This window comes from Nostoc sp. ChiQUE02, assembly GCF_034531305.2.
GTDB lineage: Bacteria > Cyanobacteriota > Cyanobacteriia > Cyanobacteriales > Nostocaceae > Nostoc.
Map to the genome: position 1 here is coordinate 1 of NZ_JAVRBN020000091.1, position 12,584 is coordinate 12,584.

General features: G+C 39.4%; 14 protein-coding genes. 5 read left to right on the plus strand and 9 right to left on the minus strand.

Translation table 11 applies throughout. The features are described 5' to 3' along the window. The 3 genes from RM347_RS34560 to RM347_RS34570 all read left to right on the plus strand — a co-directional run. The coding region (locus RM347_RS34560) for a DNA cytosine methyltransferase (protein ID WP_428850669.1) at nucleotides 1-259 on the plus strand (259 nt) is incomplete at its 5' end. Further along, complete coding sequence (locus RM347_RS34565; RefSeq protein ID WP_322718905.1) at nucleotides 256-603, plus strand: DUF1392 family protein; 348 nt, start codon at nucleotides 256-258, stop codon at nucleotides 601-603. The genes RM347_RS34560 and RM347_RS34565, both read left to right, overlap by 4 nt. Before the next feature lie 123 nt (nucleotides 604-726). Beyond that, entirely contained in the window at nucleotides 727-1,047 is a 321-nt protein-coding gene (locus tag RM347_RS34570; protein ID WP_322718906.1) for a DUF488 family protein, N3 subclade, read from the plus strand. A 57-nt stretch (nucleotides 1,048-1,104) separates the two neighbouring features. Here RM347_RS34570 and RM347_RS34575 read toward each other — a convergent pair whose 3' ends face one another. From RM347_RS34575 to RM347_RS34600, 6 genes are all read right to left on the minus strand, one after another. Further along, nucleotides 1,105-1,365 carry a hypothetical protein gene (locus tag RM347_RS34575; RefSeq protein ID WP_428850670.1) on the minus strand — a complete coding sequence of 87 codons (261 nt, stop codon included), beginning with the start codon at nucleotides 1,363-1,365 and terminating at the stop codon, nucleotides 1,105-1,107. Between the two features lie 35 nt (nucleotides 1,366-1,400). Then, on the minus strand, nucleotides 1,401-2,339 hold the full coding sequence (locus tag RM347_RS34580) for an McrC family protein (protein ID WP_322718908.1): 939 nt from the start codon (nucleotides 2,337-2,339) through the stop codon (nucleotides 1,401-1,403). Further along, nucleotides 2,336-3,967 (minus strand): McrB family protein, encoded by a 1,632-nt coding sequence (locus RM347_RS34585; RefSeq protein WP_322718909.1) that lies wholly within the window; start codon nucleotides 3,965-3,967, stop codon nucleotides 2,336-2,338. Before RM347_RS34585 ends, RM347_RS34580 begins: the two co-directional genes overlap by 4 nt. A 45-nt stretch (nucleotides 3,968-4,012) precedes the next feature. After that, nucleotides 4,013-4,492 (minus strand): hypothetical protein, encoded by a 480-nt coding sequence (locus RM347_RS34590; RefSeq protein WP_322718910.1) that lies wholly within the window; start codon nucleotides 4,490-4,492, stop codon nucleotides 4,013-4,015. 7 nt (nucleotides 4,493-4,499) lie between these two features. Continuing rightward, nucleotides 4,500-6,647 (minus strand): GNAT family N-acetyltransferase, encoded by a 2,148-nt coding sequence (locus tag RM347_RS34595; protein WP_322718911.1) that lies wholly within the window; start codon nucleotides 6,645-6,647, stop codon nucleotides 4,500-4,502. Nucleotides 6,648-7,056: 409 nt separating this feature from the next. Further along, nucleotides 7,057-7,200 (minus strand): hypothetical protein, encoded by a 144-nt coding sequence (locus RM347_RS34600; RefSeq protein WP_322718912.1) that lies wholly within the window; start codon nucleotides 7,198-7,200, stop codon nucleotides 7,057-7,059. A 601-nt stretch (nucleotides 7,201-7,801) separates the two neighbouring features. On the opposite strand from RM347_RS34600, the gene RM347_RS34605 reads away from it, so the two are divergent. Further along, complete coding sequence (locus RM347_RS34605; RefSeq protein WP_428850671.1) at nucleotides 7,802-8,086, plus strand: hypothetical protein; 285 nt, start codon at nucleotides 7,802-7,804, stop codon at nucleotides 8,084-8,086. Between the two features lie 45 nt (nucleotides 8,087-8,131). Here the strand turns inward: RM347_RS34605 and dinB are convergent, their stop codons facing one another. Next, entirely contained in the window at nucleotides 8,132-9,268 is a 1,137-nt protein-coding gene (dinB, locus tag RM347_RS34610) for a DNA polymerase IV (RefSeq protein ID WP_322718914.1), read from the minus strand. A 163-nt stretch (nucleotides 9,269-9,431) separates the two neighbouring features. Between dinB and RM347_RS34615 the strand changes: the two genes are divergently transcribed. Further along, a complete protein-coding gene (locus tag RM347_RS34615) occupies nucleotides 9,432-10,376 on the plus strand; it encodes a GIY-YIG nuclease family protein (protein ID WP_322718915.1) in 945 nt (314 codons plus the stop codon). A 116-nt stretch (nucleotides 10,377-10,492) separates the two neighbouring features. Here the strand turns inward: RM347_RS34615 and RM347_RS34620 are convergent, their stop codons facing one another. Both RM347_RS34620 and RM347_RS34625 read right to left on the minus strand, forming a co-directional pair. Continuing rightward, nucleotides 10,493-10,915: a response regulator gene (locus RM347_RS34620; RefSeq protein WP_322718916.1), complete on the minus strand. Its 423-nt coding sequence runs from the start codon at nucleotides 10,913-10,915 to the stop codon at nucleotides 10,493-10,495. A 129-nt stretch (nucleotides 10,916-11,044) separates the two neighbouring features. Beyond that, entirely contained in the window at nucleotides 11,045-12,532 is a 1,488-nt protein-coding gene (locus RM347_RS34625; protein ID WP_322718917.1) for an ATP-binding response regulator, read from the minus strand. Nucleotides 12,533-12,584 lie beyond the last annotated feature (52 nt).

The following is a 12,584-nucleotide window of genomic DNA, read 5'->3' on the forward strand; positions in this document are numbered from 1 at the left end:
TAACACCATTCTGCGATCGCATTTCACAGATCACAAAGGTTGCAACCGTAGTAAGTTCGCTGATATCTGGTTGCCTGATGGTACGGTCAAATCTTTGTCAATTCAAGGTGTGGCGAGGTTACAAGGGTTTCCCAGTTGGTACGAGTTTCCCAACGAGACTGCTACGGCTGGGTCAATCATCGGCTACTCTGTGCCTCCCAGTTTTGCAACACAACTATTTATATCTGCACAGAGCAAATTATTCGGAGTGACTGTATGACTAACCTTGTCCAAAACTTAGAACAGTGCTGGTACACCTCTCCACCTTGGGGTCAAAAAATCCCGCCTCTACTGGTCAGCCTGTTAGAGCGAGTCTATATTAAATCTGCCAAAGCTTTTGGTTATTGCACTGGTGTGGAGTGGTCAGAACATGGCTGGAAATATGAAATCTTCGCTTGTAATACCAATATTACTGTTTTAGAAAGTGAACTTATTGGTACAGGTAACTTACAACCGAACACCAAGGAAAAACCTGTGTTTCGACTCGGTGAGTTAGTCGAGTTTCGGTTTGTTTCATGGCAATGGGCCACCAATCCGCATAGTTTAGGGCATTCAACTGATTAATGATTCTTGGTTCTACAGCATCGAGTCGATGTCTCCCAGCATATCGGAAAAAGGTGATGAGGTTTTTACCTCCAGAGATTCCATCGCGCGGGTGACTGACTACGATTTGGAGAAAGTAAGATTATGACAGTCTTCACCTCATATTATCGTGGCGAAACCCGAGGCGAGGGAATCTCTATCTCGCCGTATCCTCCCAAAAACTGGAAAGGCAAGCACCTTGCTCTGTTTGCCCCAACTCCAGAACTTTTGAAATGGTGGAAGTCATCAGCCCAGGATGCTGAAGCTGAACTTGAGTACGAGCGTCGATTCCGAGAAGTCCTTCAGGAGCGGCAGCAATTGATTGAACTTTGGATTAATCGGCAACGGCAGAACCCTGGCGATATAACTCTGTGTTGTTACGAGAAACCTACCGATTTCTGTCACAGACATCACTTCAAAATGTAAAAGTTGTTTCTTGACAGGCTCTAAGCAATCCCAAGCAGTCTAAATAAAGACCATCAGTCAGATTTTGGGAACTATTGGTTCACATGTTTCTAGTAAGTCTTGTAAAAAGCGATAACCGGCCTGCTCCAAATCCCCTGTAAGAGAAAAAGTTAAGGTACGAATTTGGATAGTACCAACTTTGATGTTCAATGGTTCTGCCAAGGGTACTGGATAAATTAGGATTGCCTCCTGACACCTTTTTGCTTGTGCATAGGCAATCATTTGACTAATATCAGCAGTTGCTGGTTTAGAAGCAGCTTTGTACTTTGTATCTAACACATATCTGGCTGTCCCTGTTGCCACATCATAGAGTACTAGTCAATATCAAGGTATAATTCCTTACCGTGACCCAAATAGACTCTTTCTTGGGACTGGATATCTAACGCTTGTATTCGCAGTGCTGTTTCCCGATGAGCTTTCAGCCACTCTGCAACAAAGCGTTCGTAGAGTTGTGACATATTAACCAAAAAAGGTAATGTCGCGTTTGTACCTGTTTCATGACTAGGTGCAATCTGTTCCAAGAAGAAGCGGCAAAGCGTATGTAGAGGACGATAATCCTCATTAAGGCGATTATACTGTCGTCCTATACAAGTCTTGGGATTGCATGGTTGCAATGTCACCAATCCTTGTAGTAGATGATATGCACGACGCACTGTTGGTATTACCCTTTCCGTACACAACCCACTACGGGCAATACACCAAAGTGTCCAAGCAAGAATTTGATTTTCTTCAACGTCTGCGGTATGTTCTTCATAATGGCACTGAATCTTAGTATCCCACGGTCGAGTGGCAATAAACCGCATATCAAGAAGTCCCCGAACATAAGGCAAATGTTCTGTTTTGGGGATATAAGCGCAGTAAAAACCCTGCCGACCTCGATTGAGAATGCGACGGGCTAAAATATCAGCCAGCCGTTCATAAAATTCTAAGAGCGTTTGACAATCAACTAGCCCTGACAAAAAGCGGAAATTTTTGAGGTCATAGGCATACTCTAGCATTCGCAGAAGATTATCTACCTTGACTTTGGGGCGCAGAGCAATGTGAAAATCACTCGTTAAGGGAATGTGACCAACCCATCCTTGGGCAGTTAGCTGCCACTGATTACCTGTTTTTGGAGAAGGGAAGTCCACACTTACTTGATTATCATAGTCACGCCACAACATTTCTCCAACTGCATCAGGAAGTACTGCTCGTGGCAAAAATTTGGGAACGTATTCAGTTAATTCTATTATCTGTTGTGATGTTTCACTCATAAGTAAACTTGCTTTTTGACTTCTTTCCAGCGAAACTGATCTACTTTACTGGGTTGGTCAAAAAAATATTCTTCTAAATACGGCTCAATCTCTAATTGCCAAATACTGTCAATCTGATCAGCTAGGTCGCTTAAAAGAAAGAAGCTAATACCGACTTCGTTATGACGATTACCAATTGCCTGGTTTAACTTTACCAGTATTTGAATCAACTTATCCACCTGAAAACCGGTATTTGAGTGATAGCGGCGAAGAGTCTCATAGTTTGGGTATAAAGGAATAAAAGCAAAGCGACGGCGGATGGCATGATCTACCAGTGCAATTGAGCGATCTGCTGTGTTCATAGTGCCGAAAATTTGTACATTGGTGGGGATGCTAAACATCTCACCAGCTGCTAAAGGCATTTTTTCACCACGATACTCCAATAAATACATCAACTCTCCAAAAACGCGGGCAACATTGGCACGGTTAATCTCATCTATAATCAGTACGCATACATCTTGACGACGAGATGCCTCTTCACAAAAATTAAGAAATCGTCCTTTGACTAAGGGATAATCAAGTTCTCCATCTATCCGTTGTGGACGAATACCTTGTACGAAATCCTCATAAGTATAGGCAGGGTGGAACTGAATAAGATTTACAAAACCACTACCTCTGCTAGTCAGATACTTAGCTAGTTTTTTGGCAACGTATGTTTTACCTGTGCCTGGAGGACCATAAAAGATTGCTTGCTGTTTACGCTCTATTGCCTTTAACCAGTTTAAGAGAGTCTCTTCTTGAATTCCAGTGTCCAATGCACATTGGCTCAGGGAGTATTCTGGTTGCATTTCTACTGCTTTCATCTCAGGAGATAACTCGCTAACTTCATTAATTGAGTAAAAATTATTAACTTTAAGATTATACTTTTTAACAGCAACCACCCAATGACAAAACATATCAAATAAGTCATCATCTCGCATAGATGGTATACCAGACTGATGCATATCAGGAGCAAATTCTGCAATTAATCTTTTCCCTATTGTATTAATAGCTGGATAATCTGTCAGCTTCAGGTTATAAGATTTTCCTGTAAAGTATTTAATAACTTGTCGTGATTTGTCATTAATTAACAAAAAATTATCTGGTTGAAGTGCATTTAGAATAGGGGTAAGCATCCCTGTTTGAAAACCTTTACTATATTTTGATTCTGAAAAAATTTTACAGGCTTCTGCTAATTGATTAGGATATTTATTACAGTTAAAAACAAAATCGAAAATTGCTTGAGCTATTTTTGACCAATCTTCTGATTTTGCCCAGCCTGAATTTTTAAACCACTCCTTAATATCTTTAGCAATTACTGAAGTATGATGAATCCAAACATTTTTTTGGATATTTTTAGCTCTTGCTGCATAGGGAAGAAGTTGTAAAAGAACTAATTCACTTATGTCTTCTTCAGACTCATAGGCAGAAACAATTGCTTGAAAATTTTCCTTCCCTTTCTGACGTTGCTCATGGTAAACATTTTGATGACGTAGCCCATTAGGAGTATAAGGATAAGAACTGATAAATTCTTCAAATAACTTGATAAACTCTTTATTGTTCCTTAAAATAAAAGCTTCTTTTTTACTATGTTGTTTTGTTGCACTCATTTAATTACTACTTATACAATAGTGTAAGAGAATTCATTTTTATACTTAAAAATATTTATTTGTCATCATTGATAGATTTTCTCCACCTAAAAGCATAATAGTTTCATATTCTTGTTCATTAAGATAACGATAACTTTGGGGTGGGCGTAAGTAAGAAATCTTAGCTTTTAAGCGATGTAATTCAATTGGTGTTTCAAACTTTTTGGCATTTACAAAATAAATTCCTACAGCAACTGTCGCACCTTTATAATACTGATAAAATTCTTGACGTTTGATGCCGGCATCATCTTTAACTTGTTGCCATAATTCTTTTAACTCATTTCTCGAAGTTGATTTTTCAATAACAAAGTCAACTTCAAAAAAACCTAAAAAAGTTTTTTTCGGAGATGATACATACACAAAAACAATATCCCCTGTTTTTACACGAGTTCGTATTCTACGTAATTCGACCCTTTTTGTTCGTTCTTCAAAAATTTTATCAGCATACTTAGGCTTAACTGAAATTAATAGAATATGGCATAGCATGGTAATTTCATATATAGAGTTGTTTATTCCCTAGATTATACAATTTTATAAATGACTCTTTACTAATTTTAATAGGAGAAGCAAGCAACAAATTATTTTGATTTAAAACTTCTTTTAATTCTTGCATAAAAATATGATTAGTAAATAATTCTGTATCACTAAATCGAATCGCCATAATATTACCATTTTTATCTTTTTGTATACTTTCAACATTATTTTCTTTATAAATTCCTAATCTTTGATAACGTCGGTAAAGTTCTTTTGATTTACCTATAATTACCTCATCTACGTAAGAGCAAGCACCAACATAACCAACATCATGAAAGCCTTTACCTTTAGCTTCACTTTGAGTTTCACTCACATACCAAAGAATTCGACAAGGAGCATTCAATCCTCTAGAGTTTTGTATGGCTCGATAGTAAACTGCTTCACGATTAAATGCTAACTCTGCCTTAGCTCCAAATCCCGGCAAAGCAAGCATTTGGTCGGCTAAATGTTCATCAAATAAATATGAAGCCCATCGAGGTTGAATAGGGATGATAAAGGAAAGAATTTCTGAATCAGTAATTTTTGCAGGAAAAAGAAATCGTTCAATATCTACTGAAGATTGAGCATCTATAACTATAGTTTTATCATTAAGATTATTGGCAATTTCCTCAATAAAACTATACTCTTTTTCAAGATTAGAAGCTAAACTATGAAGATAAGATGATAAGTCTGAACGAGTTTTAACAACTGATAAATTTGCTTTTAACCATCCGTTTTTTACTTTGACAAATGCATCTTCTTGAATAGCTTCAATAACAGTATTTTCTAAATACTGATCAGTTATCCTTGTAAATCCTCTCTGCCCATGAGCAGATTTCAATATAGATTTAAAGATTATATGACGTGCAAGAGTAGAAGAAAGATTATGATTGCCAACTCGAACAATTGGAATTTCTAGCTCATGCTGCTTCTGCTTTCCATACACAATTAAAGCAAGTGGATTATTATCTATTTCTCTCACGACGACACATTCAAATTTATCATGTTCAGCAAAATACCATCGTAATTTTTGCTGAAATTCTGTTTTATTTTCTCTTGATTTAAAGTTATAAAAATAGTTAGCCAAAAATTCTTCTTGTCCACCTTTTAGCTGTATTTGTTCTAAGGCTGTACCAGAAAAACGTATAGGTTGATAGTCAGGTTTATCCCGAAGCTCATCTAACTGATTTATAAATTCTTCAGGGTGGATAAGAGATAGCTTAAAGTTTTCATAGATTATCTCGGCTAAGTTTAACAGTTTCTTATCTTTACTTAAAAATACATGAGATTCAGACGTTATACTCCTAGCAATATAGCGTAAGTTATATTCATCAATTACAAAATTATGTTTAACAATTAACTTTTCTAAAATATTTAAATTTTCATCTAATCTCTGATTATCACAAGGCAAGCAAGTAAAAGATTGGGCAAAATAATGTTGTCTGTCTCTTTCTTTATCATTATGAATTCGGTTAATTTCATTAAATATTTCATTATTAATGCACAGATTTAATTCTGTCTGCACCCAATCAGCTAGTAATATATTTTCTTCCTCATTGTCAATATTTTCATTATTTTCTTCTGCATATAAATCTAAGAAAATATCAGGAGCAATCATTGCACACAGCTTAGACTCAAGTTGTTGCTGAATCATTGTAGAAAACAGGGGAAGAGTATTGTACTCTAGTGCCCAAAGAGTCAAAATTGTTTTCTTCTTTTTACCCCTGCCTTCTAAATCTTCGCAAGCAATAAAACCAAAGCTTGACCACATCTTTTCTAGGTTATAATCCCGACGGCACTTTAGCTTAATGCCACGAGAAGATGTTGTTATTTCTTTGAGGTGATCAACAAGTTTTTTAGCTACTCCATTACCCCGGCATGAAGGATCAATACATAGATGAGTAATAGCAAACCAGTCCCGTGAACGTCGATATAATAGATAACCAACACAGCCACCTTGAGAATCAAGCGCGACAAGGATTTGACGACTTGCTGCTCGTTCCTCAAATGCTCCTCTAGGCAAGTTACCAAGTGTTTTTGAGTTAGCTCGCCACAATTTTCTGACTGTTTCTAGATGTGGAGAATGATTATCTATCGCTTCAATTTGGAACTGTGATTCAGTTTTCACTTTTGCTTTCCTTTTCCAGTTTTCTAGCTGCTTTTTTCTTTAATAGCAAATTTGCCACCTTGTGAATTCGGTAAACTGTCTGTACTAAGCAACCCAGGAAGCTTGCAACCAACCGCAGCGATCACATTTAAAACTCTCAAACACTCTTCCTTGTTAAGTTCTGTCCTGAGAAATTATCTCTAAAGCATAATCAATCGCTAACAGTGATTTACTATTCAAAGCTTCATTGGCTTTAGAGATCAGTTCCTGAAACATATAGAGAAATTTTTATATAAATGTAAAATTTTTTACATTATAATCAATAAACCCTTAAGTGACAATTTCATTACATAAGCTTATATTATTGATTAACGCTAGACAGCAGCCGCCGGATTTTGACAGCTACTGGTTCCCATTCTTCTTTTAACGTTTACACCACCATCACCCTAAGAGAAGAACCGCAGGCGATGGAGGGGCGATCGCTTACCATAGGCGCACTTTCACAAAAATACTCTACCGAGTTATTCACATCAATCAAGTATATAAATTTACTATGATCATCTTTTACAAGCATTCAGTTGATAATTTGGCAATTATTTATACCTCTGTACAAGTACTGTAAATCTTGCCTACAGCGATCGCATCAAGCACTGCATGAAGGCAATCACTCCAAAATCTACTCTTATCACTGCCGCTATCTTTTGACAGCATAGGTCATATTCGTGGGTTGCCTCTGGGACTGTTCAAGGGCAGCGATCGCTACGCAAGAGAAATCAACTTCTCACTTTCGCTTTTGTATAGCAAAGGAGAAAAAGTTGTAATTAGCAGGGATAACGACGTTGTTTCCATGAATTCGCCTCCACATAGTTAGTGGAGGCAATAATTCTAGCGGTGAAAATTACGGACTTGTAAGGAGCCTGCACAAGAATTGAGAATTTAGCTTTCACTTTCTCGCTTATTTGCCGACCAATGGTCGGCAAATATGTTTCGATATGCGAGTAGACAACATCATAGCTATTGTTAAATCCGTTTCTACGACTGGCTATTCGGCATCGCGCTCCGCTCCCGTCTCTAAAAAGCAATCCACGCCCATAAAACTAACTTTCTGGCAAAATGTCTCTGATTCGCTGATCACTTCTTGTATTCTGAGATATCCGTTCTTTGTGGAAAGCCGAATGATTCCTATAGATATGAAACGACTCATCAAAAAAACCTCTGACCCAGTTCGCAAGAAAACAGAAGTAACCCCACCACCCACTGAACCCATTGAGATGCCTGAGAGCCTAAACATTCCTGAACCAGTGATTGAACCCAATCCACCTGTGTACATTGAAGACTACGCTTCCGAATCCGAATACATTTCTGAACACTATCGCCCCCTACGCTCTGTGGGTAACTCCGGGTGGCAACCGTCTGATGTGTGGCGCGAGTTGAGAGTTGATGATTTCTGTCGTGGGTAAGTCAGTATTTAAACAGCACGATGCTGCGGTTCTTGCTAGCCTACGCTAAAATGCAATGCCTGCATTTTGAAATAGTGGCAGTTGAATCACTTGGGTTTGTTTGGCGTTATCAAGGTTAGACAAGGAAATCCCCAGCAACCTAATACTCCGGTTTTCCAGATCAATCGACTCAAACAGCACTTTGGCTATCTCAAAAATCGTAGAGAGTTCACTAATGGGAGTAAGCATTGTCTTACTACGGGTTAACTGCTGATAGTCAGAGAACTTAACTTTCAGAGTTAATGTGCGTCCTCGCGTTTCATGCTGCTCTAACCGTTGCTCGACAACAGAGGCAATCTGTTCAAGTTCTTGTAACATTTCACTATGGTCACTTAAATCTCTAGCAAATGAGGTTTCTGCACCAATGGACTTGCGAACTCGATTTGCTTCAACTGGGCGGTCATCTTCTGCCCTGGCAATCTTATAGTAATAATTACCTGCTTTACCAAAGTGGTGTGTTAGCTCCAAGAGCGGTCGCCCTTTTAAATCTGCCCCAGTATGAATGCCGAGTGAGTGCATCTTCGCCGCCGTAACTTCTCCAATGCCGTGAAACTTTTCAATTGGCAGTTGCTCTACAAATGCGATCGCATCCTCCGGTAAAATAACCGTCAGTCCGTTGGGCTTGTTCTGCCCTGATGCCATTTTTGCAAGAAACTTGTTAATCGACACACCTGCGGTTGCTGTCAACTGGGTTTCTTGGAAAATTGCAGTTTTAATGTGTCTTGCAATAGTAGAAGCGTAGGGGATGTTTTGTCTATTCTCAGTAACATCAAGGTATGCCTCATCTAGCGCAACTCCTTCCACTAAGTCAGTATAGCGTTTGAATATGGCGTGGATTGCTGCGAAAATCTCTCGGTAAACGTCAAATCTCGGTCTGACAAAGATAAGTGCGGGACATTTGGCAATTGCTGTTATTGAAGGCATTGCTGAGTGAATGCCAAATTTTCTGGCTTCATAACTGGCTGCTGCAACTACGCCTCGCTGATTCGGACTGCCACCGACTACTAACGGTTTACCTCGGTAGCTAGGGTTGTCCCTCTGCTCTACCGATGCGTAGAAGGCATCCATATCAACGTGAACTATTTTCCTGGTTCTAGCGACAGGTTCTTGTCCCAAGGGTAGCTCCACCACAAGCAGTCTCACTTTTCACACCACTTTCAAGCAAATAAAATCCTAAATTAGAAATCCTATAGTACACTAGCACTAGTTTGAGCCAAATTTTGTATATCTGCTAATTATTTAAAGCTTGCTTGAACTTTCTACTATCAGCCCCGATTGGTTTTTCTGTTAATGAGTAAGCGTGAAAATGTGGCTCAAATTTGGTGTAGCTCCAGATGGAAAATTAGTGTGTGTTGAAGATGTTGGTAGTGGTAAGACTGAGCTTTTATGTCCTTACTGTTACGGTGGGCTAACTGCTAAAAAAGGTAAGGTCAAGCAACATCACTTTGCCCATTCGTCAGCCACCTGCTTGCCTGTAGCTAACCGTGATTTCCCGATTTTACCACTGTATGATAATTTTAATATTTACCTATCGCGTAAAGATTTAGCACAGTTAAAATTGCTGTGGAAAGAATACGGCTCAATCAATTATCCTATCAGCCCTGGCTTAGTTACTCCGGGGCTTATCAAAGGTGGAATGTTCCAAAAAAACGTGTATTTAACCCCTCCAGCTTATGAATTTACTAATTTAGGGAAAATTCCTGTTGGGGCGTTAGAATTCAGTTTATTCAACGAAGTGCAAGAACCTCTGTTGCTCAAAAAGCTATTGAGACTAGAGCTAGCAGCCAAACACGCCTTATACAAAAATGCAGCAGATAAGTTATATCGATTAACTGACTTAACACTTTATCGCGCTCAATTTCAACGAATTTTATCTTGTTCTCTGTATTTTTTAGAGATTCAAACACACATTGGCACTTTGTACAAGATAGGAGTTACTACTAGACCTATCCAACAGCGATTGGCAGAAATAAAAGCAGATTTACTGCCCCAGTATAAAACTGTTGCTATTCAAATACTTGGAACTTGGCCACACAGGGGTAATGTCGAACTATATTTTAAACACCGCTATCATAATTACAATTATCGCATTGGTAGTTTAACTGAGTACTTCAAATTTGGTGCTACCGATGCTAACACTGCCCTACATGAGCTTCGACAAATGAAAGATAAAGTACTCTCTCCTGGAGAGATAGATATTCTTAAGGACAATATTAGCTTATCTCAAGTTGCTATGGAGAGGCGTTTTTAAATCAGCAACTTGATGTGAAATTCATGGCAGTTATCCGAAAGCTAGTTAAGCCGGATGTACTAATAAAATATGTCCAAGATGCTCTCTTGCAAACGGATCATTTATAACCATCATCTCTAAATGGAGTTATTATTACTAGGAAAATTTTCGGAATTCCGAGCTAAAATTGCTTGAACCTTAGCAGTTACTATATCAGGGTCAATCGGCTTATTGATGAACCCATCTATCTTTATATCAAGAGCTTTCTCAGCATCATCTTCATCGAAACTTGTCACCAGCAAAATCGGAATAAATTGAAATTTCGTCGATGAAAGGAGGTGACGAACAACTTCAAATCCATCCATTTTTGGCATCACTACATCTAGTATTAGCAAGTCAGGTGGGTTAGGGGCTGTTTCAAGGTAAGCTAGCACTGCTGCACCCGAATCAACGATTTCAATCAAACAGTCTTCTGCTTGTAAAATCGTTTTTAGAAGAAAAGAATTATCAGCCACATCGTCACAAACCAATATACGCTTAATAACACTCTCCTTTGCCATTTCTTGAGAACAAGTAGCTTTTTATGCTAATTAAACTCGCAAAAGCTAAATCTTAATACTATTTTTGCAGGGATTTAACGCCTTGCTTATTAAAAATACATTTAACATAAACATAAATGAATTGAAAGGTTAAGTCTGCTGAAAACGACCTGACAAATTTGCTACCATGACTATTAAATCATCTGGATCAAATGGCTTGGACAGATACATTTGAAAGCCTGTCAGTAGCGCCCGTCTCCGGTCTTCTTCTTTCGCATAAGCACTCAAGGCGATCGCTGGGATTTTACCTCCTTTTTCTCCTGGTAAAGCCCTGATTTGACGAATAAAGCTGTAGCCATCCTCCCCTGGCATACCAAGATCCGAAATCAGTATGTGTGGCATTCCCGACTCTAACGCTGACAATGCTTGAGCTACTGATGCTGCTTCACTTACCAAAGCACCATGTTGCTCCAAGATAAAAGCAACAAGCTCACGTCCATCAGCTTCATCATCAACAACTAATACTCGTAAACCGTTGAGTGAAATTTGACTCTCATCGTTTACAGAAATTGATTCCGCACCCTCAGAAATATAAGAGATGCTCATCAGAGGTAAACGCACCCCAAAGGTTGCTCCCAGCCCAAGCCCTGGACTATCAGCCTCTACTGTTCCCCCATGCATTTCCACTAAATGCCGGACAATTGCTAGCCCTAAGCCTAGCCCCCCATAGGTTCGGGTTGTACTTGCGTCTGCCTGACGGAAGCGCTCAAAAATGTAGGGCAAGAAGTCAGCTTTAATACCATTACCCGTATCTTTGACTTGGAGAAGCGCGTCTGTACCCACAGCTTCTAAGCAAACCTCTACCCGTCCCCGAGAAGGTGTATATTTAATTGCATTATTCAGTAAATTCCACACTACTTGTTGTAAACGACTAGCATCTCCACAAACAGAACTAGCGCACGGATCAAGCATACAGTTAATCGTAATATCTTTAGCTGAAGCTTCTGGTTTTACAGTTTCGATAGCTTCAGTAATCACTGAAATTAAAGAAACTGGAAGCTTTTCCAGGCGCAGTTGCCCTCGGATAATACATGAAACGTCGAGCAAATCGTCTACTAATCTCGCTTGAGCATTGGCATTGCGCTCAATAGTTTCTAGCGCCCGAATAGTTTCAGATGAATTTAATTTACCTTGGCGAAGCATTTTAACCCAGCCAAGCATTCCATTGAGTGGTGTGCGAATCTCATGGGAAAGTACTTGCAGAAATTCATCTTTCATCCGATTGGCGGCCTCCGCCTCAACTCGCGCTGCCTGCTCCCGAATTCGTTCGGCTTGTTGAGCTAAAGCATCTTTACGCAGTCGGGACAACTCTAAGTTTGTTCGTACCCGTGCCAGCAGTTCTCGCGCCGAAAAAGGTTTGATCAGGTAATCATCCGCACCCATCTCTAAGCCTTCAACGCGAGATTCTTCACCAGCGCGAGCAGATAGCAAGATAATAGGTACTTCCCGAGTGGATGATTCAGAGCGCAATTCGCGCAACAATTGCAACCCATCCATTCCCGGCATCATAATATCGCTCAGTACTAAATCCGGCATTTGCCTGCGGGCTGCTGCTAAGGAATGCGGATTAAATAAAATCCAGAATTATGCCACCTGTGGTTTAGCGGTGTAATTCCATTGCGGCAAATAA

Bases quoted from the DNA above. Each gene is read 5' to 3' on its own strand.
- RM347_RS34570 (WP_322718906.1), top strand. From the start codon at position 727: ATGACAGTCTTCACCTCATATTATCGTGGCGAAACCCGAGGCGAGGGA.
- RM347_RS34620 (WP_322718916.1), bottom strand. From the start codon at position 10,915: ATGGCAAAGGAGAGTGTTATTAAGCGTATATTGGTTTGTGACGATGTG.
- RM347_RS34585 (WP_322718909.1), bottom strand. From the start codon at position 3,967: ATGAGTGCAACAAAACAACATAGTAAAAAAGAAGCTTTTATTTTAAGG.
- RM347_RS34605 (WP_428850671.1), top strand. From the start codon at position 7,802: ATGATTCCTATAGATATGAAACGACTCATCAAAAAAACCTCTGACCCA.
- RM347_RS34580 (WP_322718908.1), bottom strand. From the start codon at position 2,339: ATGAGTGAAACATCACAACAGATAATAGAATTAACTGAATACGTTCCC.
- RM347_RS34565 (WP_322718905.1), top strand. From the start codon at position 256: ATGACTAACCTTGTCCAAAACTTAGAACAGTGCTGGTACACCTCTCCA.
- RM347_RS34615 (WP_322718915.1), top strand. From the start codon at position 9,432: ATGTGGCTCAAATTTGGTGTAGCTCCAGATGGAAAATTAGTGTGTGTT.
- RM347_RS34600 (WP_322718912.1), bottom strand. From the start codon at position 7,200: ATGCTTGTAAAAGATGATCATAGTAAATTTATATACTTGATTGATGTG.
- RM347_RS34590 (WP_322718910.1), bottom strand. From the start codon at position 4,492: ATGCTATGCCATATTCTATTAATTTCAGTTAAGCCTAAGTATGCTGAT.